Source organism: Gloeobacter kilaueensis JS1 (assembly GCF_000484535.1).
Taxonomy (GTDB): Bacteria; Cyanobacteriota; Cyanobacteriia; order Gloeobacterales; family Gloeobacteraceae; genus Gloeobacter; species Gloeobacter kilaueensis.
This window is the reverse complement of sequence record NC_022600.1, coordinates 384,636-405,407: the sequence shown is the minus strand read 5'-3', so window position 1 is coordinate 405,407 and position 20,772 is coordinate 384,636. Positions and strand designations below refer to the sequence as shown.

18 protein-coding genes and 1 other RNA gene are annotated in these 20,772 nt (G+C 60.5%); 3 read left to right on the top strand and 16 right to left on the bottom strand.

Annotated features, from left to right (window positions below):
- Positions 1 to 4: 4 nt before the first annotated feature.
- The 5 genes from GKIL_RS01760 to GKIL_RS01745 all read right to left on the bottom strand — a co-directional run bounded on the left by GKIL_RS01760 (position 5) and on the right by GKIL_RS01745 (position 2,858).
- A complete protein-coding gene (locus GKIL_RS01760; protein WP_023171632.1) occupies positions 5 to 211 on the bottom strand; it encodes a DUF2949 domain-containing protein in 207 nt (68 codons plus the stop codon).
- Positions 212 to 312: 101 nt separating this feature from the next.
- A complete protein-coding gene (locus GKIL_RS01755; protein ID WP_023171631.1) occupies positions 313 to 1,221 on the bottom strand; it encodes a phosphate ABC transporter substrate-binding protein in 909 nt (302 codons plus the stop codon).
- Positions 1,218 to 1,979 (bottom strand): PspA/IM30 family protein, encoded by a 762-nt coding sequence (locus GKIL_RS01750; protein ID WP_023171630.1) that lies wholly within the window; start codon positions 1,977 to 1,979, stop codon positions 1,218 to 1,220. The genes GKIL_RS01755 and GKIL_RS01750 overlap by 4 nt, the downstream gene beginning before the upstream one ends.
- A gap of 76 nt (positions 1,980 to 2,055) precedes the next feature.
- Positions 2,056 to 2,252, bottom strand: a non-coding RNA gene (gene ssrS, locus GKIL_RS23195) — 6S RNA.
- A gap of 258 nt (positions 2,253 to 2,510) precedes the next feature.
- Positions 2,511 to 2,858, bottom strand: a complete 348-nt coding sequence (locus GKIL_RS01745) for a DUF1815 family protein (RefSeq protein WP_023171628.1) — start codon at positions 2,856 to 2,858, stop codon at positions 2,511 to 2,513.
- 102 nt (positions 2,859 to 2,960) lie between these two features.
- Here GKIL_RS01745 and moaC point away from each other — a divergent pair, with 102 nt between their 5' ends.
- Positions 2,961 to 3,446 (top strand): cyclic pyranopterin monophosphate synthase MoaC, encoded by a 486-nt coding sequence (gene moaC, locus GKIL_RS01740; protein WP_023171627.1) that lies wholly within the window; start codon positions 2,961 to 2,963, stop codon positions 3,444 to 3,446.
- Here moaC and tal read toward each other — a convergent pair.
- The 5 genes from tal to GKIL_RS01715 all read right to left on the bottom strand — a co-directional run bounded on the left by tal (position 3,443) and on the right by GKIL_RS01715 (position 9,966).
- On the bottom strand, positions 3,443 to 4,564 hold the full coding sequence (gene tal / locus GKIL_RS01735; protein WP_023171626.1) for a transaldolase: 1,122 nt from the start codon (positions 4,562 to 4,564) through the stop codon (positions 3,443 to 3,445). The genes moaC and tal overlap by 4 nt on opposite strands.
- 89 nt (positions 4,565 to 4,653) lie before the next feature.
- Complete coding sequence (locus tag GKIL_RS22090) at positions 4,654 to 5,247, bottom strand: hypothetical protein (protein WP_023171625.1); 594 nt, start codon at positions 5,245 to 5,247, stop codon at positions 4,654 to 4,656.
- A 104-nt stretch (positions 5,248 to 5,351) separates the two neighbouring features.
- Entirely contained in the window at positions 5,352 to 5,555 is a 204-nt protein-coding gene (locus GKIL_RS01725; RefSeq protein ID WP_023171624.1) for a hypothetical protein, read from the bottom strand.
- A gap of 65 nt (positions 5,556 to 5,620) precedes the next feature.
- Positions 5,621 to 6,838, bottom strand: coding sequence for an efflux RND transporter periplasmic adaptor subunit (locus GKIL_RS01720; protein WP_023171623.1), 1,218 nt, complete (start codon positions 6,836 to 6,838; stop codon positions 5,621 to 5,623).
- Positions 6,835 to 9,966 carry an efflux RND transporter permease subunit gene (locus tag GKIL_RS01715; protein WP_023171622.1) on the bottom strand — a complete coding sequence of 1,044 codons (3,132 nt, stop codon included), beginning with the start codon at positions 9,964 to 9,966 and terminating at the stop codon, positions 6,835 to 6,837. The genes GKIL_RS01720 and GKIL_RS01715 overlap by 4 nt, the downstream gene beginning before the upstream one ends.
- Before the next feature lie 164 nt (positions 9,967 to 10,130).
- Between GKIL_RS01715 and GKIL_RS01710 the strand changes: the two genes are divergently transcribed.
- On the top strand, positions 10,131 to 12,122 hold the full coding sequence (locus GKIL_RS01710) for an amylo-alpha-1,6-glucosidase (protein WP_023171621.1): 1,992 nt from the start codon (positions 10,131 to 10,133) through the stop codon (positions 12,120 to 12,122).
- Position 12,123: 1 nt separating this feature from the next.
- Here GKIL_RS01710 and GKIL_RS01705 read toward each other — a convergent pair whose 3' ends face one another.
- Together GKIL_RS01705 and GKIL_RS01700 are read right to left on the bottom strand one after the other, a co-directional pair.
- Positions 12,124 to 13,581, bottom strand: coding sequence for a hypothetical protein (locus tag GKIL_RS01705; RefSeq protein ID WP_023171620.1), 1,458 nt, complete (start codon positions 13,579 to 13,581; stop codon positions 12,124 to 12,126).
- A gap of 3 nt (positions 13,582 to 13,584) precedes the next feature.
- On the bottom strand, positions 13,585 to 13,857 hold the full coding sequence (locus GKIL_RS01700) for a helix-turn-helix domain-containing protein (RefSeq protein ID WP_023171619.1): 273 nt from the start codon (positions 13,855 to 13,857) through the stop codon (positions 13,585 to 13,587).
- Between the two features lie 172 nt (positions 13,858 to 14,029).
- On the opposite strand from GKIL_RS01700, the gene GKIL_RS01695 reads away from it, so the two are divergent.
- Positions 14,030 to 15,067 (top strand): RNA polymerase sigma factor, RpoD/SigA family, encoded by a 1,038-nt coding sequence (locus GKIL_RS01695; RefSeq protein WP_023171618.1) that lies wholly within the window; start codon positions 14,030 to 14,032, stop codon positions 15,065 to 15,067.
- 23 nt (positions 15,068 to 15,090) lie between these two features.
- On the opposite strand, the gene GKIL_RS01690 is transcribed toward GKIL_RS01695, so the two are convergent.
- From GKIL_RS01690 to GKIL_RS01680, 4 genes are all read right to left on the bottom strand, one after another.
- Positions 15,091 to 15,942 (bottom strand): DUF2887 domain-containing protein, encoded by an 852-nt coding sequence (locus GKIL_RS01690; RefSeq protein WP_023171617.1) that lies wholly within the window; start codon positions 15,940 to 15,942, stop codon positions 15,091 to 15,093.
- A gap of 102 nt (positions 15,943 to 16,044) precedes the next feature.
- Positions 16,045 to 16,809, bottom strand: a complete 765-nt coding sequence (locus GKIL_RS01685; RefSeq protein ID WP_041243654.1) for a hypothetical protein — start codon at positions 16,807 to 16,809, stop codon at positions 16,045 to 16,047.
- Between the two features lie 174 nt (positions 16,810 to 16,983).
- On the bottom strand, positions 16,984 to 17,628 hold the full coding sequence (locus tag GKIL_RS24430; protein WP_023171615.1) for a hypothetical protein: 645 nt from the start codon (positions 17,626 to 17,628) through the stop codon (positions 16,984 to 16,986).
- Between the two features lie 175 nt (positions 17,629 to 17,803).
- A complete protein-coding gene (locus tag GKIL_RS01680; protein ID WP_023171613.1) occupies positions 17,804 to 20,623 on the bottom strand; it encodes a CHAT domain-containing tetratricopeptide repeat protein in 2,820 nt (939 codons plus the stop codon).
- Positions 20,624 to 20,772: the final 149 nt, after the last annotated feature.

Below are 20,772 nucleotides of genomic sequence, written 5' to 3'. Positions count from 1 at the left end.
GCCCTCAGACCGCAGGGATCCGGCTGTTCCAATCGAGCAGCGCCCCTAGCTCACCCAGAGAAATAAAGCTCAACTGCCAGAGCAAAATCAGCAGCGGCCCCTGCCGGGAGCGCTGGACTTTCTTGGCCAGCTCCAGCTCGCGGCGGTTGACGATGCCACTGCTCAGCAAATAGGTCTCCAGTGTGCGCTGCCCCTCGCTTTCGACCGCCATCGTTCCCTGCTCTCCCTGCTCTCGCAAACTTTCTTAAGTAAGTTGTAACAATACTTAACAACAAGGTCAAGATCTTGGGGATCGATCCAGAGGCAGAGTTTTTAGAAGCCGTAGCGGCGGATGGCGCTTTTGGCGTCGCTTGTGAGGGCGTAATCGATAAACGCTTTGATCAGGGGGCTGGGCGGATCCTTGTAGACGTAGTAGAGGTTGCGCCGCAGCGGGTAGTCCTCGTTGTCTGTGCCGGGAAGCTGGTCGTTGATGGCGACGATGCGCACGGTCTTCTGGCGGCGCACCTGGCTCACGGTGGCGTAGCCGATACCGTCGCTGCCGAGGGCGCGCAACAGAGGCGTCGTCTCGTCGCGGCTGAGGGTGGTGACGTTGGAGCCGGTGCCGAAGGGCGCGCCGCCCAGGACCACCTTCTGAAAAAATTCGTAGGTGCCGCTGTCGGGGTTGCGGTTGATCACCTTGAGGGGCCGGTTCGCTCCCCCGAGCTGGGACCAGTTGGTGGTGCGCCCGGCGAAGATATCGGCGAGCTGTCCGGTGCTGAGGCTTCCTTGAAAGGGATTTTTGACGCCGACGACGACGGCGATCTCATCGACGGCGACCGGCACCGCCTTGAGGCCGCGCTGGGCTTCTTCGGGCTTGAGGGGCCGGGAGGCAGCGGCGATCTCAGCCTGGCCTGCGAGGAGAGCGGCAATGCCCTGGCTGGTGCCGTTGGCTTTATAGCTCACCTCCACCTCGGGCACCTGCTGCTGGTAGCCGATACTCAGAGCCTTGTTGATGACGACCATGCTCGTACTGCCGTCGATGTGCAAGGTACCGCTCTGGGCGGACGGGTCGGCAGTCGGGGCGGGCCCACCGTCGCTGGGGCGGGTCTGGGTCGTGGGCGCACTGGTCAGTTGTTCTTCGCCCGCCGGGGCAAAGGGACCAAGCTTGTTGCTGTAGAGGTAGTAGCCGCCGCCGGCAAGCAGGACGACGAGCAGAATGTAGACGATCGGGGGAATTTTCACGGTTCGGACTGGCGTTCGCTTTCGCGCACCGGTAATTGCAAGGGGGGATTGGAGGGCTGGCCCAGCGCTTCGAGCCGCCGATCAAGTTCGCTGTCGGCGGAGAGTTGCTTCAGTTCGTCCTCCGCTTTTTGCGAAGCGCTCTCGCTCAGTTCGTTGAGCGCTTCGACCTGAAACTTTTTGCGCTGGACGGCGGCGTTGGCTTCCTCGAACTGGGAGCGGGCCGAGTCGATGTTGTACTCGTTACTCACCTGGGCCATCGTCGCCAGGGCGTTGTTGATCTCGTTGAGGTCCTTGAGGTTCTGCAGGCGCGACTTGTAATCTTCGAGTTGCTGCTGTTCTTTTTCGAGGCGGGCGCGGGCGGCGTTGGCATATTCTTCGGCCTTCTGGACCCGCTCCTGCAACTCCGGCAGAATCTGCTCGATGGCGAGCGCCTTGCTCAGCGCCTGACGGGCCAGGTCCAGGCGGTCCTGCTTTTTGGCGGTGAGAGCCTGCTGCTCGTAGCTCTGGTATTCTTTGACTTTTTGTTGATAGAGCTGCTGGGCCCGGCGATAAGCGCTCACCTGGGTGGCGACCGCCTCGGTCAACCGCTGCACCGACGCCTGGATGTCGCGGTAAGCCTGCTCGGCCACCTTCACCGACATGTTGCCGCCCTCTTCGACCGGTCGGCCCCATAGCCAGTTCCAAAAACCGACGACGACGCGACCGGCGCGCTCACCGAACAGCCAGTAGACAAAGCTCTTGCGACCCGACCTGCTCATCGAAGCACCCTGTTATAAGACCGTCTGTGCCCCCAGTTTATCTGTGAGGGCACAGCCCAGGCTGTCACAAATGCTCAATTGACCCGCAACGCCGTTTTACCTCAGTATGCGACCTCTGGTAAACCAGGTGGGAACGGGCGCACTGGCTTTAGAGTCTCCGGAAATCATCTGATTAAGATGCCCGGCTTGCTCACCGCCAGCCGTTGGCTGTTCCCAATCGCACGTAGTTACGATCGACAACTTTATCGGCATTCACCAACGCCGCAGGCCATCCGCATCTTATCAAAGCCTGCCAATCTGTCGCTACTGCTGGACAAAGTTCTGCTTGCTGTGTAGTCAGATCACACCGACGCGGGGCCAGACCGCGCCGGATCGTCGGGCCGTTGCGGATCGGTTAGAACAGGCGCTGACCACTTTTGAAGAGCAAAAAAAGCACCGTCGGCACGAAGAGCACCAGCAGCCCGAGCGGGATCAAAATAAGCCAGACATTGCCACTCATGGCCCAAAATTCCTGAAACCGGAACCCCTCTATTATAGGAAGCTGAGGCTCGATGGAAGCGGACTGTCCGGTTCGAGCAGCCCCTGCTTGATCAGATCCGCCAGCTCCTGCAGCTTGGCGATCGCCTCTGCCCCCTCGATGCGAACAAGTTCAGAATCATCATAGATCTCAGTCCAGACGATTCCTTGATCGGAGACCAGAAAGCGCATCATCGCCCCGCCGCCCATGCTGACCATGAGGCTGGCACTTTCGGCCTCCTCGCCGCAGGTGTAGCACGAGACCAGATAGCCACGGCGCTCCATGACCAGCGCCAGCGCCTGCAAATTGACAATCAAGTCGCGAACGAAGTAGCGGTACTGCTCAGACAATCGGTAGAACAAGGGATTCGATTCTCCTGGACGGGAAGCTCTTTTTTATTTTACTAAGTATTTATGCTCAGAACGGTTGTCGCTAGGATAAAACTGCTCTGACGGAGTTTGCCGATGCAGCCGCTCTCTCATCTTGACACTGGCGGTGAGGCCCGGATGGTCGATGTGACGGCCAAGGCCGTCGGGGCGCGGGTGGCGGTGGCCGAGGCGCGCCTGCGGATGGAGCAGTCCACCTTTGAGGCGATCTTGACAGGCAACGCTCCAAAAGGAGATGTGCTTTCCACGGCCCGCCTCGCCGGGATTATGGCCGCCAAGCGCACCAGCGATCTGATTCCGCTGTGCCACCCGTTGCCGCTGGGGGCGGTGCAGGTAGAGATCGTGCCCGCACCGGAATTGCCTGGGTTTCGAGTCCAGACGACTGTCAAAACCCAGGCCCAGACCGGCGTCGAGATGGAGGCGCTCACCGCCGCCGCGATTGCGGCACTCACCCTCTACGACATGGCCAAAGCCCTGCAGAAGGACATGGTGATAGAGCAGGTGCGGCTCATCCGCAAGTCCGGCGGCAAATCCGGCGATTTTGAGGCGGCGGAGCATGACTAGCTGGCGGTGACCGCTTCGGTCTTAGCCCGGAGACTCGCCAGGAGCTTGTCGTAGGGGCCGGTGAATTTGGCGAGGCCGTCGGTGAGCAGGTCGTCGGTCACCTGATCGAGGTCGATCCCGACGGCCTGGAGTTCAGCGAGGGTGCCCTCGGCCTGCTCGACGCCGGATTCGAGGCTGGGGCGCAGCTCGCAGTGGTCGGCGCAGGCTTTGAGCGTCGCTGGGGGCATCGTGTTGACTGTTGCCGGGCCCACCAGTTCTTCGACGTAGCGCACGTCGCGGTACTGCGGGTTTTTGGTGCCGGTGCTCGCCCAGAGCAGGCGCTGCACCTTTGCGCCGCGCGCGGCGAGTCCGGCAAAGCGCTCGCCCTCGAAGACGTTTTTGAAGTGGGCGTAGGCGAGCTTGGCATTGGCGATGGCGATTGTGCCTTCGAGGGCTTTGAGCCGCTCCTGCACCGCCGGGTCGTCCGTCTGCTCGATTTTGGCGGTGAGCAGGTCGTCAACAGCCGTGTCGATGCGGCTTAAAAAGAAACTCGCCACCGAGGCGATGCGCCCCAGCGGCCCTTCGTGGGCCTCCAACCCCCGCAGGTAGGCATCGACCACCTGGGCGTAGGCGTGGCGCGAAAAAAGCAGGGTGACGTTGACGTTGATGCCCGAACGAATCAGGTGCTCGAAGGCGGGAATTCCTTCTTTGGTGCCCGGCACCTTGATCATCAAGTTTGGCCTATCTACCCGCTGCCAGAGGTGCTCGGCCTCTTTGATCGTTCCTTCGGTGTCGCGGGCCAGGTAGGGCGAGACTTCTAAGCTCACGTAGCCGTCCGCGCCACCGGAACTCTCGTAGAGGGGCCGGAACAGATCGGCGGCGTCTTGAATATCTTTGATTACCAGTTCTTCGTAGATGTCGTTGACTGGTCTGGTCTGGTTGGCGCGGATCTGGGCATCGTAGAGGGCGCTACCGACGATTGCCTTCTCGAAGATGGCCGGGTTGGAGGTGAGGCCGCGCACGCCCTCGCTCTCGATCAGGTGCTTCAGCTCGCCGGTGGTGATCATGTCGCGGCGCAGGTCGTCCACCCAGACGCTCTGGCCATAATCGTGGAGCTGGACCAGTGGGTTGTCAGCCATGATTTCTATCTCTTATTCGCTATACGCCGATCTTAGCGAACGGCTGGGGCGCGGTTGGAACGGCTTAAGGATGAACTAAGCTCAGCTTGCTACCAATGCACCTGCTGCAGTTCTTCGAGCCGTTCTCGAAATCGGGTGCGGGTAGTCAGCTCGTGCAGGTTGTAGGCGGGGATCGCCCGCTCGTGGGCCAGGGCCACCGCAGTGCGGACGCTGCCTTCGACCACGCCATCTTCGGTGGGTGCCCAGCAGATAAGAAACGCCGAAGGGGTACGCAGATCTTTGCCCAACATCTGAAAGACCCGACGCAGGTGGGCGCGCCGCGAAAAATCGTTGTAGCTCCGCCAGTCCGGATGCAGACCGACAGCGACTGCCACCGCCTGCTGAATCACCTCGGCGTCGCCAATCACGATGCCGTCTTTATAGCCCCCTGCCCCCGTGTGCGGGGCATAAATCTCGCGCCGTTCACCCGCCCCGGCAGCAAAGGCGGCATCGGCTCCCTTGTCTACTCCCGTGCGCAAGATCATGCCGGTGGAGGCCAGATGCTGGGCAGTGAGCACGACGAGCGCGCAGATATCCGGGGGCGCGTGGGTGGCACCGGCTCCTGTGTAGTAGGGGCGAGCCGGAGGCAGTTGGGGCGAACGCGAGGCGATCACAGCACATGGCAGGCCAGACGACTCCACCATCCGCCTCTTTTCTGGGTACTGTCAAGAATTCGCCGCTTCTCGCCCTGCAAAAAGGTGCCGGGAGTTTTTTCTCCCGACACCCTACGCACAACAACGTGGCTGAATTATGCCCCAGGCAGCCGCTTCTGCTGCTTGCTTGCGATCCACCAGACGATGCCGCCCACGATTGCAATCGGCAGAGCGTTGTGGAGCACAAAGCCCACAAGCCCCGCCAGCAGCGCCAGGGGCAGCACCAGAATCTTGAAGGCGACGCCAAGCACCGCCAGGACGACCAGCACCAGACCAATCTGCAGCAAGAGCGAAAGCATCGTAGATTGCCTTTGAAAGCTCAATTGACTTAAGTCTACCAGTATAAATTTGTGGGAGCAAGATCTTAGCTGGCCAGTTGCTGGGCCTGGCCCTGCAGTTGGAGGCTGCCCCGGACGACGACCGGCTCGCCGGGCTTGAGGCCCGCAAGCACCTCCACGTAGTTGCCGATCGTGCGACCGAGTTTGAGCGGTCTTTCCTCGAAGGTGTCGCCGCTTACGGGCACGTAGGCGACGTAGATTTCGCCGCTTTTTTGGACCGCTTCGGCGGGCACCGAGAGCACCTGCACGCTGCCGGTGGCGATCGTCATCCGGGCGAACATGGCGGGTTTGAGCCTGCCTTCGCGGTTGTAGACCGTGGCGCGCACCGCCAGGGTGCGGGTATCCGGGTCGAGGGCGGCAGCCACGTAGTCGAGGCGGCCTGTAAAGGTTTTGCCGGGGTAGCTATCGATGCGCACGCTCACCGGCAGACCCGTATGCACCCTCGGGATGTCCTGCTCGAAGACCTGGCCCACCAGCCAGACTTCGCTCAGGTCGGCGACGGCGAACATCGGTTTGCTGTCGTCGGCATCGACGAGTTCGCCCGGATTGACGGAGCGCTCGGTGACGATGCCGCTGCGGCGAGCGCGGATATAAACCCGGTCGTCCACGCGCCGCTCGCCCACGACCCGCACCGCTTCGCCCGGCAGTGCCCCGAGCAGGCGCAACCGTTCGGCGGTGGCGGTGATGAGGGCAGTGCGCTTGCTGTCGATACCTGTGAGGGCAGCGAGGGCTTTCTGGTACTCGCTCTGGGCCACCTCGTAGTCGGCGCGCGAGCCGATGCGATCGTCAAAGAGCTTGCGCTCGCGGTCGCGCTGGCTCCTGGTGAGGTTTACCTGGACGACCGCCTGCTGGCGATCGGCCTGCAGTTCGAGCACCTGCTGCATCAATTCCGATTCGATCTGGCTCACGTCGTTGGATTTGAGCACCGCCAGCACCTGGCCTGCCTGCACCCGGTCGCCCGCCTGGACGTTCACCCGCTCGATGAGGCCATCGACCGCCGTCGCCACCTGCAGCGTGCGGTTGGCGGCACTCTGCACCTGGCCGCCGGTCAGCACCTGCAGGCCCAGGCGGCGCTTTTGGGCCGTGGCGGTGGTGATCTGGGCGCGGGCGAGTTGGGCGGGGTCCAGGCGGACGCGCACCGGGCCACCGGCGGTGGCGACGACGGGCCTTGGAGCCGGATTTTCGGCCTGGGCGCTGCAACCGGCGACGAGCAGAGCGGCAATAACTGCAAGAACCCGTTTCATTCGGAGGCGACCTCCACGGCGGAGCGGGGACGGCCCGCCGGTTGCGGCAGAGTCTGGGGAGCAAACAACCGGTAGAGCGCAGGCAAAACAAAGAGAGTCGTGATCGTCGCTGTCACCAGACCACCGATAATCACGAGGGCAAAGGGCCGCTGGGTCTGGGCACCGATCTCGTTGGAGGTGGCCGCCGGTACCAGGCCCAGCGAAGCGACCGTAGCGGTAATCAGCACCGGCCTGAGCCGCAGGAGCGCTCCCTCATAGACGGCCTTCTTGCGCTCCAGCCCAGCGGCCAGAAGCTTGTTGATGAAGGTGACGAGCAAGATGCCGTCCTGGACGGCGATCCCAAAAAGGGCAATAAAGCCGACGCCCGCCGAGATCGAAAAGTAAGTGCCGCTCAGCCACAGCGCCAGCACGCCGCCGATCGAGGCGAGGGGCACCACCGCAAAGACGACCAGGGCCGAGCGCACCCGCCGGAAGGCAAACCAGAGCACCGAGAGGATCACCGCCATCGTGAGCGGCAGCACGACGGCCAGCTGGGCACTCGCGTCGCGCTGGCGCTGAAATTCGCCCGACCAGATGATCCGGTAGCCCTCCGGGAACGTCACCGTCGATTCGACCCGGCGCTGGGCATCGGCCACCGCCGTTGCCAGATCCCGGCCCCGGACGTTGGCGCGGATTGTGGCGAGGCGATAACCTGCCTCCCGCCAGATCTGGGTGGCTCCGTTTACCTCCCGCAGCGAGGCCACCTGGGAAAGCGGAATTTTGGCACCGCCTGGGGTATCGATGAGCACGCGACCCAGAGCCTGCTCGCTCGATCGAAAGGGAGCGGAGAGGCGGACGACCAGATCGAAGCGGCGCTCGCCCTCGATCACCTCGGTGGCGGCCTTACCGGCGACGGCGATCTCGACCAGTTTGCGCAGATCCTCGACGTTGAGGCCGTAGCGGGCCGCCTGGGCGCGGTCGATGGCGATCGCAAACTGCGGCTGGCCTAAGAGCGGATCGACGATCACATCGACGATCCCCGGCGTCTGGTTCATGATCTGGCCCACCCGGCCCGCCAGTTGCTCAAGCTTTGCTAAATCCGGCCCGGCGATCTTGGCCACCAGCGACCCCTGCACGCCGGAGAGCGCCTCGTCGAGGGTGGTCTGGATGTACTGGGTAAAGTAATAATTTGCACCCGGAATCGTCTCCAGTTCCCGGCGCATCGCAGTGATAAGCTCGTCCTTGTTGCGGTGGAACTGGGAGCGCCACTCGCGGCTGGGCTTGAGGTCGATGAGATATTCGTGGTCGGCGAAGCGGGCCGGGTCGGTGCCGTCGTCGGGTCCACCTTCTTGAGAAAGGGCACTGATTACCTCCGGATATTTGCTGAGAATTAGCCGGACCTCTCGGGCGACCTTGACCGACTGTTCGAGGGTGATGCTGCCGGGTTTGAGCGTCGCCCTCAGCCAGATATTGCCTTCTTCGAGGTGCGGCAAAAATTCACTGCCCAGATTCAAAAAAAGCGAGACGGCGACGACGAAGGCGGTTGCCGCCGCTGCCAGCACCAGCCAGGGAGCGGCGAGGGCTCCGCTGAGAGCCGGGGTGTAGAGCCGCCGGATAAAGCTCACCACCGGGCTCTCGCGCTCGGAGAGGGGCTTTTGCACCAGAAAAAACGAACACAGTACCGGAATGACGGTGAGGGCAGCGAGGCCAGCTCCGACCAGAGCCGAGACCATCGTCGTCGCCAGGGGACGAAAGAGCTTGCCCTCCACACCGGCGAACGTAAAGATCGGCAAGAACGTGACGATAATTACCCCGATCCCGAAGAGCACCGGACGGCCCACCTCGGTCGCCGCACGGGTCAGAAGGGCGAGCCTGCCTGCAACGTCGAAGCCCTTGCCCTCCTCGGAGAGCTTGCGCACGATGTTCTCGGTCATGATTACCGCCCCATCCACCAGGATGCCAAAGTCGATCGCCCCCAGCGAGAGCAGGTTGGCCGGTACCCCAAACAGGTTGAGACCGATAAAGGCAAACAACAGCGAGATCGGGATCACACAGGCGGCAATCAGGGCCGAGCGCAGGTCGAATAAAAAGATGGCAAGCACGGCGAGCACCAGGCCGATGCCGGTGGCGACGTTTTCGCCGACGGTGGTGAGGGTGCGGTTGATGAGCGTCGAGCGATCGTACAGCGGCACCAGTTGCACGCCGCCCGGCAGGCGCGAGCGGATCTCAGGCAATCTGGCGTACAGGTTTTCGAGCACCCGCGTCGGATTCTCGCCGCGCCGCAACAGCACGATCCCTTCGACGGTGTCGTCGGAGGTACCCAGGCCCACCTGGCCCCGGCGGGGGCGGGGACCGATGGTGACGGTGGCCACGTCGCGCACCCGCACGGGCGTACCGGCCTGGGTGGCGATCACCACCTCGCCGATATCGGCGGTGCCGCGCAAAAGACCCAGGCCACGGACGATGAACGCCTGGCCGTTTTTTTCGATAAAGCCGCCGCCGGTGGTGGCGTTGGCGGCAGCAAGGGCGTCGTAGAGCTGCTGGAGGGTCAGGTTGCGCGCCCGGAGCCGCTCAGGATCGACGTTGACCTGGTAGGTTCTGGTCGGTCCGCCCTGGCTCACCACATCGATCACCCCCGGTACCTGGCGGAAGGCTTTTTCGAGTTCCCACTCCTGGATCGCCCGCAGGCCCATCGGCGTGTAGTAGCGGCTCTGGAGGGTGTAGCGGTAGATTTCCCTGAGCGAACCCACGTCCGCCTCCAGACCTGGCCGGGCATCGTCGGGCAGATCCGCTCCGGCGATGCGCTCCAGCACCTGCTGGCGCACGACGTTGGTGGGCGTGCCGTCCTTGAAGACCGTGGTCACCACCGACAGGCCATAGAGCGAGATCGATCTTAGAGCCGTCTGGTTGGGGATGCCGTTCAGTTCTTTTTCGAGGGGCACCGTCACGAGCCGCTCAACTTCTTCGGCCCCCTTGCCCGGATAGAGCGTGATCACCCGCACCTGCGGGTCGGCCAGTTCCGGATAGGCTTCGAGGGGCAACAGCCGCCAGGCCACTACCCCAATTGCCAGCACGGCAGCAGCGATGGCGAGCGTCAGGTAGCGCGAGCGCAGGGCACCGGCGATCAGCTGATCGATCGGACTTTTCATGGCGATGCCGAAAGAATCAAATCAAAGACGTTGCGGCAGGTCGGCGCGGAATTCGCTCAAGCATATCTTTGCACGCACCGGTATACACGTTCGGTGGATGACAATCTGCCAGTACATCCGCTCGAATCTCGGATCCGGATAAATAAAGTAAGAAGAGCTGGGCGATGGCGATGCGGCTGGGGCGAGAAATTTGTCGAACGATCGAAAGCGCCAGCTGCCGCGAATGGCTGGTGACGGGGGGCACGGGCAGCTACGCCTCGGGCACGGTGGCCGGTGTGCTCACCCGCAGCTACCACGGCCTGCTGGTCGCCGCTCGGTCGCCGCCCCTGGGTCGGACAGTGCTTCTGGCCAAGCTGGATGCGACCTGCCGCTACGACGGGGCTGACTTTCCGCTCTTTGCCAACCGCTGGGCGGACGGCAGCCTCCAGCCGGAGGGCCAGATCTTTATCGAACAGTTCCGCCTCGAAGGGACGGTGCCGGTCTGGCAGTTCGCCCTTGCCGACGCGCTCATCGAAAAGCGAATCTGGATGCCGCCCGGCTCCGATACGACCTTCGTGCGCTACACGCTCCTGCGCGCCACCGCTGGTCCTCTCTCACTCTCGCTGCGGGCTCTGGTCAACTACCGCGACTTTCATAGCCGCACCCAGGCAAACAACTGGCAGATGGCGATCGAGCCCAGCCAGGGCGGGGTAAAGGTGACCGCTTTTGCGGCGGCCCAGCCCTTCTACCTGCGCTGCGACCGGGGCGAGGTAGACATTTCTGGAGTCTGGAACCGGGGATTTTATCTCGCTGCCGAAAAGGAGCGCGGCCTGGAGCCGCTCGACGATCACCTGCACGCCGCGAGCTTTGAAGCAACTCTGGCGGTGGGCGAATCCCTCACCTTCAGCGCCAGCCTCACAGCCGAACCCCACCCGTGCGGTACGGACGCGCTCCTGCAACGCCAGGCCCACGAGGCGCAGTTGCTCGCCGCCTTCGAGGCCGCCCATCCTGTTGGGAAGACTGCCCCGGTCTGGGTGCGCCAGCTCGTCCTCGCCGCCGATCAGTTCATCGTCGATCGGCCACTGCCGGACCAGCCTGAGGGAAAGACGATCCTGGCCGGTTACCACTGGTTTGGCGACTGGGGCCGCGACACGATGATTGCCCTGCCGGGCCTGACACTTTCGACCGGCAGGCCCGCCGTCGCCCGCTCGATCCTGCGCACTTTTGCCCGCTTCGTCGATCGGGGGATGTTGCCCAATCGCTTCTTAGACGACAGCTCACCGCCCGCCGAGGGCGAGTACAACACCGCCGATGCAACGCTCTGGTACTTCGAGGCACTGCAGCAGTACTTTGAGGCAACCGGCGATCTGCCGCTCCTTAGTGAACTGTTCCCGGTCCTCAAGCAGATCATCGACTGGCACGAGCGGGGCACCCGCTACGGCATCTGCCTCGATCCGACAGACGGCCTGCTCTTCGCCGGTGTACCCGGCGTGCAGCTCACCTGGATGGACGCAAAGGTGGGCGATTGGGTGGTGACGCCGCGCACCGGCAAGCCGGTGGAGATCAACGCCCTCTGGTACAGTGCGCTTCGCACGATGGCCGATTTTGCCAGACAATTGAGCCAACCCGGCGGCGGCTACGAGGCGCTGGCAGAACGGACTTTAGACGGCTTTCAGCGCTTCTGGAATGCGGAGCGGGGGTATTGCTTCGATGTGCTCGACGGACCGGACGGCAACGATCCGGCCCTGCGGCCCAACCAGCTTTTTGCCGTCTCGCTTTCCCAGGTTCTGCTCACCCCCGAGCAGCAGCGGCGGGTGGTCGATACCTGCGCTCGCGCTCTGCTGGCCTCCTCCGGGCTGCGCAGCCTCGCTCCGGATGAGCCGGGCTACATCGGCCATTACCGGGGCGATCAGCGTTCTCGAGACAGCGCCTACCACCAGGGCACCGCCTGGGCCTGGTTACTCGGCCCATTTGCCCTCGCCCACCGGCGCGTCTACGGCGACCCACTACTGGCGCTATCTTTTTTAGACCCGATTGCCCGGCACCTTTTGGACGCGGGGCTGGGCAGTGTGAGCGAGATCTTCGAGGGCAAACCGCCTTTTATTCCCCGTGGCTGCATCGCCCAAGCCTGGTCGGTAGCCGAAGTCCTGCGGGCCTGGTTGGCACTGCAAAGTTGATTCAGCCGCGCATCAGCTCGGGGTCAGCGCGCACCTGCACCCCCAGCGCCCGGATGAGCGCCAGGCTCTCCTCGGGGCCGTCGATGTGCTGATCCTCGCCGATCCAGTAGGTATGAATATTCACCTCGCGCAGAAAATCGACAAATTCGCCGAAGGGCGGGCGCTCGAAGACAGCGGCCATCGCGATCGGATAGCCCTCCTCGCGCCAGGGAGCCAGGGCAAAGCGCCGGTAATAGAGCAACTGGCCCACCGTCTCCTGGATGGCATCAGCCAGATCTTGCTGGCCGAGAATCTTGATTTCGGCGAGCAGCACCAGATTTTCGTCGATCGCCAGAAAGTCGAACGTATCGGTGTCCTCGCGCACCTCTTTGCCGGCCAGGCGGAACCAGCGGCGAAACTGGGTGAGCGTCTCGTCGTGGCGGGCGGTGCGCTCCAGCTGGCGTCGCCGCCGCCGCTCAGCGAGGAGCGGATCTTGGGAGATGCCGCTCGACTTGTTGCTGCGGGCGTAGCGGGGCTTTTCGTCGGGATCGACCACCAGCCGTCCACCCGTCGGTCGGCTGCGCTCGCGCTCCGGCGGCAAAACCGGCAGCATCAGTTGCGCCGCCGTCAGGGGTGTATCTGGCAGGGGAGCATCGATCGATTCGAGCAGGTGGCGGTTCAGGGGCTGGTCGCGATTGCCGTTAAAAAGGGCGGCAAAAACCTCCTCGTCGAAACCGAAGTCGGCGCGGAACTGCTCGGGGGTAATGCTGTGCCGCTCGTGGACCAGGTGGGGGGCTGCAAAATACAGACTGGCAATTACTGGATAGACCGGCAGCGCTGCCTCCGGCGGTACCAGCGCCTGCCACATCCGCACCGTCCAGGGAACGCGGCTCAGCTGCGCGTCGCGGCCCGGACCCAGCACCTGCAAAAATTTCGGCAGCCCCGGTTGCCAGCCGCAGGGATTGCCGTCGAAGCCGCACTTCTGGCGGCCCTGATCGATCATCAGGGGCGTCTGGCCGTCGTAGACCCGAAACGGGCAGAGATCGCGGTCGCTCTCGATAAAGCTGTTGTCCTGCCAGAAGTGCAGCGCCGCCGCGTGGCAGCCGATGCCGCGCTGGCCGTTGCACAGCTTGTGCCAGCGAAAATCGGACTGCTCGCTGGTCTGGGGCAACAGCGGCTGGGGCACCCCGTCGCGGTCGAGGTTGAGCAGGGGCCAGATCAGGTCTTCGCCCTGGGGTCCACGGGGCAACCGCCCGTCGCTCTTGCGGTACATGCCGTCGCAGATGCGGCCTGCCACCTCGTCGAGGCCGATGCCCCGTTCGCTGCCGACCACCGGCACCAGTTCCCGAAAATATTGCAGCGCGAGGGCCGTCTCGAACGCCCGCGCCTGAATCCCCCCGGCCCGTGCCAGGTGGTGCGACAGCAGGCGGCCTGCCTGCAAGAACAGATCGAAGCGTCCCAGTGGCAGTGCAACGTTCATCGCTTAAAGTCTCCCCTCATCGCCGTACAGTAACCAGTCCACCGACACCCCAAGGGCGCGGGCAAAGCCCACCAGCTCCCAGTCGATCACCCGGCGCTTGCCGTTTTCGATCTGGCCAATTTTGACGTAGTCCAGCTCCAGTCCGTAGCGGCTCAACCGCCCAGCCAGCTCATCTTGCGTCAGTCCCAGCCGCTCGCGCAGGTAGCGCACCTGGGGACCAATCAGATTGGTCGGTCGGACGGGCGTACCAAATTTTGTCACGTCTGCCTGAGCCATGATCGATAATCGATAAACCAGGAAAGGCTATGAGCGAAACTTGAGCAGGTTCTGACCAGACAGATCCCACTTGTAACCATAAAAAAATATTAGCTGATGATCGATTTTCGTTCACATCGATTTTGGGGTTTTCCGTAACCTTAAGACACAGACGCAAACGGGGAGAGCAAAGGTGAGAGGGAAGCACCAGCGAGAGGACTACCTGCTCGAGGGCGAAGCGGAGCGCGAGGAGACTGGCTCTGGGCGGCAGGCGCTCGAGCGCAGCGACGACTTGGTGGATCTCTATCTCAACGAAATTGGTCGCATTGCGCGAGTGAGCGCGGAGGATGAAATTCGCCTCTCCCGGCTCATTCAGGCCAAACTTGCCATCGACGCGGCGCGCGAGGAGTTGACCGTCCGTCTGATGCGGCCTCCCGCCGAGGAGGAGGTAGCCGAATTTATGGGCCGCAGGGGCGAGGAACTCATCGAAGCGGTCCGCCAGGGCCTGTGGGCCCAGCGGCGGCTGATCAACGCCAACCTGCGGCTGGTGGTCTCGATCGCCAAAAAATACATTGGCCGCAACCTGCCCTTTCTCGATTTGATCCAGGAGGGCAACATCGGCCTGATGCGGGCTACCGAAAAATACGATCCCGAAAAAGGCTTTCGCTTTTCGACTTACGCGACCTGGTGGATCCGCCAGAGCATCACCCGCGCCATCGCCAACCAGGCCCGCACGATCCGCCTGCCCATCCACATGGTCGAGAAGGTGCGCAAGGTGCGCCGCGAGATGCGCCTCGCCACCGTCGAACTGGGGCGGCGACCGAGCGACGAAGAACTGGCGGCCCGCCTTGAGATGAAGGTCAAAAAACTGCGCAGCATCCAGGAAATGGCCCGCCAGCCGGTCTCGCTGGACCTGACTGTCGGCGGCGAAGGTGACATTTCCCTGGGCGAGATGATTGAGGACGGCCAGGCGGAGCGGCCCTTCGACGAGATGGTGCAGAACGCTCTAGCCGAAGAATTGCAGAACGCCCTCAAGATGCTCCGGCCAATGGAGAGGCAGGTGCTCGCCCTGCGCTTCGGCCTCGAAGGGGGCGAGAGCCTTACCCTGCGCGAGGTCGGTCAGCGCTTCGACCTTACCCGCGAGCGCATCCGCCAGATCGAGGTCGAAGCCCTGCGCAAACTGCGCCGCTACAAACAAAAAGCCTTGCTTGAGCAGTACGTGGACTCTTAGAGAACCGGGCTGGATTGCCGCACTCAGCCGGGCAGCTGCCTGTCGAGCCAGCTTTGCAGATCTGCCGCCGAGCCGAAACCGAGCAAAGCTTCGGCCAGGGCATCGAGTTGGCTGTCCGAGAGCTTGTCGATGTGCTCACTGACCTCAGGTGCCAAAGCACCCACCTGTCGGGCAAGTTGACGGAGGATCAAAGACAACGCTTTTTCTCGCTCCGCTTTATGTCTGGCCTCTGCCTTCAGTCCCTGCACGTAGGGAGTGTTCTCCAATTCATCGAGGGTGAACATCGCTCGAAGCTCCTCTGGACCGTACCGCAGCTTGTACACAATGATAGTCTCGATCAATTCGAGCACCTGCCTTCTGGTTTCCCCTGCGGGCAATTGCCTGCAGGCGCGTTCCAGCAACCGTCCTGCCCGTCCGGGCAAAGTTCGCTCCTCCTCGACAACCAGCCCAACCAGCGACAGGCCCAGCGGACCGTCCTCCTCCACGGCAATCTCGTCGAGATACACTCGCACTAAACGCTCGTCCATTGCCAGAGTACTCAAGGCCATCGGTGCCTCCACATCCAGCGTGCGGTTGGGAAAAATCAGTACTGCCCGCCAGTCACCTTCTGGCGCAGACTGGCGCATATACATCAGCAGTTCGGTGAACAATCGCCAGTAGATGTCCTTATCCGCTTGAAACTGCACCTCAGCAAAGTAGTAGGGCTGATTGGTCGAGGAGGGCACCAGGACGCCATCGATGCGCAATGCCGTCTCTTTTACCTCCACGGAGTCGAAGCGGTATTCGCCCGCTGCTGGAGGTAACGTACCTGCCAGGACAAAGAGCGTTTCCGGAAAAGCCCGCAAGAGTTTGTAGAAAATGTGGTCGGTACGCACCGCTTCCCAGCCGATAATCCCCGGTAGTTTAACAGCTGCATCGTTGGCGCTACGGATTCATAGGTGGCGAGAGCCTCACCCTGCGCGAAGTCGGTCAGCACATCATTCGCGTTGATTGACAGCAGGTGGATATCCGGGTGGAGGAGCGCCCGGCATGTACCCGGCAGTTGGCGGAATGCTGGAGGGAAGTTCTGCAAACGGACGTTTAAGATCGACTTCACTCTGGAACTGAACGCTCAATGTCTGCAGTGCCGTCACGGAAGCGGACAGCTTTTGGGCCGATGCAGCAATCCGGGCGGCTTCGTTGTTGGCCTGGGCCTGCTGGGCAGAGCCGGCGAGCGAGCCTACCGCACCAAAGAGCGAACCGAGCCCAAAACCACCGACGGCATGGGCCATAGTCGTACCCGTCTGAATCAGCGCATTGGTTGTCTGTCCCTGGCTTTGGACTGCATTCGCTCTGGCTTGAGCTTGCTGAGCGGCTGCCCGGTCATAGACCATCTGAGCATCGAGCGGGGCACTGGTCGCCTGCACCGTGTAAATACGATTACCGACAAGCAGGCTCTCGAAGTGCAGAATTGCTTTGGAATCCTCTGCACGGGTCAGCTTGCCGACCAGAAACGTTCCCTGGGGCAACGCCACTTCCCCAATCTGACCACCTACAGCAATTGTCACCGGTCGATCTTCCATCAGCGGTAACGTACTTCCTGGGCTCAAAAGCACGATCAGGTTGGCCTGGGTACCTGCAGGAATCATCGTGATTTGGGGAGAAGCCTGGAGACTGGTTTTTAACTGGGGCGCGGGTGCCGAGCGCAACATCTGTGCCTGAACAGGCGTGACCAGAATCAACAGGACAGCAGGAGCTGCCATTCTCTGGAGAGTATTCATTGTTCTTCCTCGAATTTGCGAAAAAATGTTGCTTACCCGGACAAGAGTTTGAGTGCATCAATCTCGTCCAGATAGAGTTGAGCTGCTCACAAACTCACGCTCAGTGGTTGGGAAATGAGTGTGAAGTAGCCGCAGTAGCCTCACAGAAGACAGGAACTAAGGGGCTTTGTTCAAGTTTGCCTGACAATCAACGATGGTATTCGAACCAAAGTTTGTCAAAGTCAACGTGTTGCCAATCTGCCGCGCTCCAAAAAGATCTGGCGAATTGAAGCAGCCGAGAATAGTAGTGTTGTACTGGTTGACTCTACCCCACGAGTACTGGTCATTGCCAGACAATGTGTTGAGACCTGCCTGAGTCAATTCTGCTTCGTATGGATTGCCAGCGATAGGACCGGTGTACCACGTCGCTATCAGTTGAACCAGTCCAGAAGACTCTGTGCAAGTCATATCAAACTCTGTTCTACCACCGAAAGGCGAAGCGAGGACACTGCATGTATAGCTTGCGTTCGACCAAGTGTAGGTACCTGGTATGAACTCTGTGGTATCGACTATTGGTGAACGGACTGACTTGACAGTCGCTTTGTTTCCGAATGTACCACCACTCGTCAGGGGAAGGGTAACGGTTACATCAAAGTATTGCGTTTCACCATCAGCGCTGATAGTTGGTACACCAAAAAGTTGAATTGTTTTGCCAGTTGCCACAACTTCGGATCTTTCAGCGTAGGCTGTAGCAGTTGTCTGGGCAAAGGCTACCGTTGGCAAAAACAGGGTAGCAGTCAGGCAAGCTATGAGGGTACGCATGATTCTTCTCCTCTGATATTTCGAGTCGGTATTTTGCGGCAGGTAGGAAGGGAACGTATTTCAAGCGAATCTTTGAACAGACACAATGACTCCCGCTCGTTCAGTAGTATGCTGAACGAAAAGGAAAGAAGACTGGCTCCCTGCTGGCAAGGCCAATCGTCTTGTGTCTCTGTTTTTAGTTATCTACATTGGCAACGAAATTAACCTTCTTGCCCAATGATTTTTTGGCTGCTCCGTGAAAAGTGGACGCGGGCAGCGGTTGCCAGTCTCCCGATGGGATGAATCCAGCCCAGTAGTACGGGTGCAGTAGCGATCCGGAGGCTGATTGCAGCCACTGCAGCTGCACCTGACGCATCGCTTCGCTCCGTCCCGCTCCTGTTCGCAGCTTCTGGTAGTAGCCGCTCATCAGTTGGGCTGTGGCCTTGTCCGCTACCTGCCACAGACTCACCAGTTGGCTGCGCGCCCCTGCAAGGATTAATGCCCGCCGCAGGCCGTAGACACCCTCTCCGCTGCTCACCTCTCCCAGACCGGTTTGACAGGCTGACAGTACGACCAGTTGGGTACCGCGCAGGTCGAGGTCAGCCAGTTCAAGGGCGGAGATGATGCCATCCTCTCCACCACTGGCCCGGTTCTGGGCTCCTGCCAGGATGAGGCCCGAGCGCAAAAGCGGATTTTCGATCGGCTGGCCATCCACGCGGCGCGCATCGGGAAAGAAAAAGCCGTGGGTGGCAATGTGCAACAGCGCCGGTCCATGCACCTGTTTGAGCGCATTTTCAGTTGCCTGTTCACCGGTGAGCACCCGATCATCTGGTAAATTCAGGATCGACTGCACGGCCTTCGCTTCTGTGCTCGTCCAGGACAAAGGCTCGAAGCTCAACAACTTTGCTAGTTCAACGGAGCGCGGGTTGTCGTCACTGCCGCGCGAGCTATCACCTGCAGCAGCTCGGCTTGCCACCTGCCATCTGGCGCTCTGGAAACTCGGATTCGCCAGGATCAGCGGCTTTTGGGCAGTGGTCGAGCTTTCGGCTACGCGCAGAAGGTCGCGTCCAGAGTTGATGTAAGTAAGGGTGAACTTTTCGATCAGGTAGTGTCCTTGCCCATCGACTAAAGGAGCGAACGGCAGCAGATGCAGCGAGCTGTCAGGCGAGATGAGTAGATGGCGAGTTGAACCCAGAAACGGTTGCAGCGGTTGGACAATCTGCTCGTATAGCTGATGGGCCTGAGCGCGAACTGCCCTGATTGACTTGCTGGGTGAACTGAGGGACTGCCGCAGGTCGCTCACCATCTGATCAATCTTCTGTGCCTCCCCGAGGTCGGTTCCCTGAATGCTTCCGTCGGGCAGGAGCACATAGGCAGCGTAGTGCTCAGCCCCAAAGCGCTCAGTGAGTTTAATGGCAGCAAAGTTCAAGGGACGGTAGCGCACTAATTCGAGCAAGGCCGCATCAGCGGGTAGCTTTTCCTCGACAGCAGTAAGAGTTACAGGCTGTCGCTGGGAACGAAACTCAGCACTGCGAATGGCCAGTTGGTCTTCCAGTTGTTTGAGTTGTTGTTGTACCTGACTGACATCGGCCTGGTATTTTTGGGCATCGAGGTTTTCAGTAGCGGTTTGTTTGTAAATGAGCTTGGCTAGTTGAGCGCGATTGGCAACGATCTGATTGAGCAGAGTTTGCTGTGCCGGTTCTAAGCGTTGACGTAGAGCAGACAGAGCCAGAGTGTTACTCAGTTGATCGAGCAGACGACCTTTGCGACGCAGAATCGTTTCCAGGGCAAGCCGGGCAGCCGCAGGATCTTTGGGGGCCGATTGCAGATGAGCAGCAATGGCAATGTCGGTACTATCACGGAAAGTGCTTAGGTACTCGCGTTTTCGTTCTTCCACACCAAGACTAAGGTTGAGCGACAGGTTTTTCTCTTGAATTTCAAGGCTGCGCGTTAGAGACTCCAAAGGTACCTGGGAAGATGGGTCAGCTTGGTGAGCCTGCCTGTCAAGATAAAAAAGACCGATTTTCTGCAGGGAGGTAGCTACCTCGGGATTTTCTTGACCCAGCACTTTTTCCCGAATAGCGATGGCGCGCAGATAGAGTGACTCTGCTTGTTCATAGTTACCTATACTGACATAATTAGAAGCCAGGCTCATAAGTACAGTGGACAAAACGTAGTGCTCTGGACCAAGAGATTTTTCTTGGATAGCGATGGCACGCTTGAATAATGGCTCTGCCTTAGCGAAATCACCCTGGTCACTATACGCCTCTGCTAAATTTTCGAGAGCATAAGACACATCAGGACTCTCCGGTCCAAGGCTCTTTTCCAAAATGGTTAAGGAACGCTTGAACAATGGTTCTGCTTTATGGTAGTCGCCGGACGCACGAAGTTCAGTGCCCAGATTACCAAGAGCTATAGCGATCTCAGGATGTTCCATCCCAAGAAATTTTTCTCGAATTGCTAGAGCACGCCTGAACAATGATTCTGCTTGTTTATAGTTACCAAGATCTCGATACAGATTGGCTAAGTTGTTAATGATAGAAGCCACGGTGAGATGCTCAGGCCCAAAGGCTTTTTCATGAATAGCAAGAGCGCGCTTGTATAGAAGCTCTGCCTGGCCATAGTTACCGAAGGTATGGTACACAAGGGCTAAATTGCTAAGACTAGCAGCCGTCTCAGAATGTTCTGGTCCGAAAGCTTTTTCTCTAATCGCTAGTGCTCGCTTGAGGATCAATTCTGCTTGTTCATAGTTGCTAGAAGCATGGTATATACTTCCTAGAAGATTAAGACTTTTGGCGACTTCAGGATGCTCTGGGCCCAACACTTGCTCGTGCATTGTCACTGCCTGCTGGGCAAAGAGTTGTGCCTGACCAAAATCCTTTTGCACAAAATATAGGGCTGCTATCAACCGCAGGCTATCAGCGATCAGCTTGTGCGGTGATTTCAGTTGTTCCTGCCTCAATTTCAAAGCCCGCTGAGCCAGGGTCACAGCTTCCACATACTTGCCCTGCTTCACCAATTGTCCTGCTTGGTCTGACAGTTTGTCCGCCTCAGTTGGTGTAGGAGTAGTTTCTGCAGATGGGACAGTAGTAGATTGGGCCTGCACGGGATGACCTGCTGCTACCAAGAGGCAAAGAGCGCTCGACAGTGATAATCCTGCACAAA

Excerpts from the sequence above, each read along its gene's own strand:
- GKIL_RS01760 (WP_023171632.1), bottom strand. The coding sequence starts at position 211 with ATGGCGGTCGAAAGCGAGGGGCAGCGCACACTGGAGACCTATTTGCTG.
- GKIL_RS01750 (WP_023171630.1), bottom strand. The coding sequence starts at position 1,979 with ATGAGCAGGTCGGGTCGCAAGAGCTTTGTCTACTGGCTGTTCGGTGAG.
- moaC (WP_023171627.1), top strand. The coding sequence starts at position 2,961 with ATGCAGCCGCTCTCTCATCTTGACACTGGCGGTGAGGCCCGGATGGTC.
- tal (WP_023171626.1), bottom strand. The coding sequence starts at position 4,564 with ATGGCTGACAACCCACTGGTCCAGCTCCACGATTATGGCCAGAGCGTC.
- GKIL_RS22090 (WP_023171625.1), bottom strand. The coding sequence starts at position 5,247 with ATGGTGGAGTCGTCTGGCCTGCCATGTGCTGTGATCGCCTCGCGTTCG.
- GKIL_RS01725 (WP_023171624.1), bottom strand. The coding sequence starts at position 5,555 with ATGCTTTCGCTCTTGCTGCAGATTGGTCTGGTGCTGGTCGTCCTGGCG.
- GKIL_RS01720 (WP_023171623.1), bottom strand. The coding sequence starts at position 6,838 with ATGAAACGGGTTCTTGCAGTTATTGCCGCTCTGCTCGTCGCCGGTTGC.
- GKIL_RS01715 (WP_023171622.1), bottom strand. The coding sequence starts at position 9,966 with ATGAAAAGTCCGATCGATCAGCTGATCGCCGGTGCCCTGCGCTCGCGC.
- GKIL_RS01710 (WP_023171621.1), top strand. The coding sequence starts at position 10,131 with ATGGCGATGCGGCTGGGGCGAGAAATTTGTCGAACGATCGAAAGCGCC.
- GKIL_RS01705 (WP_023171620.1), bottom strand. The coding sequence starts at position 13,581 with ATGAACGTTGCACTGCCACTGGGACGCTTCGATCTGTTCTTGCAGGCA.
- GKIL_RS01700 (WP_023171619.1), bottom strand. The coding sequence starts at position 13,857 with ATGGCTCAGGCAGACGTGACAAAATTTGGTACGCCCGTCCGACCGACC.
- GKIL_RS01685 (WP_041243654.1), bottom strand. The coding sequence starts at position 16,809 with ATGGCAGCTCCTGCTGTCCTGTTGATTCTGGTCACGCCTGTTCAGGCA.
- GKIL_RS24430 (WP_023171615.1), bottom strand. The coding sequence starts at position 17,628 with ATGCGTACCCTCATAGCTTGCCTGACTGCTACCCTGTTTTTGCCAACG.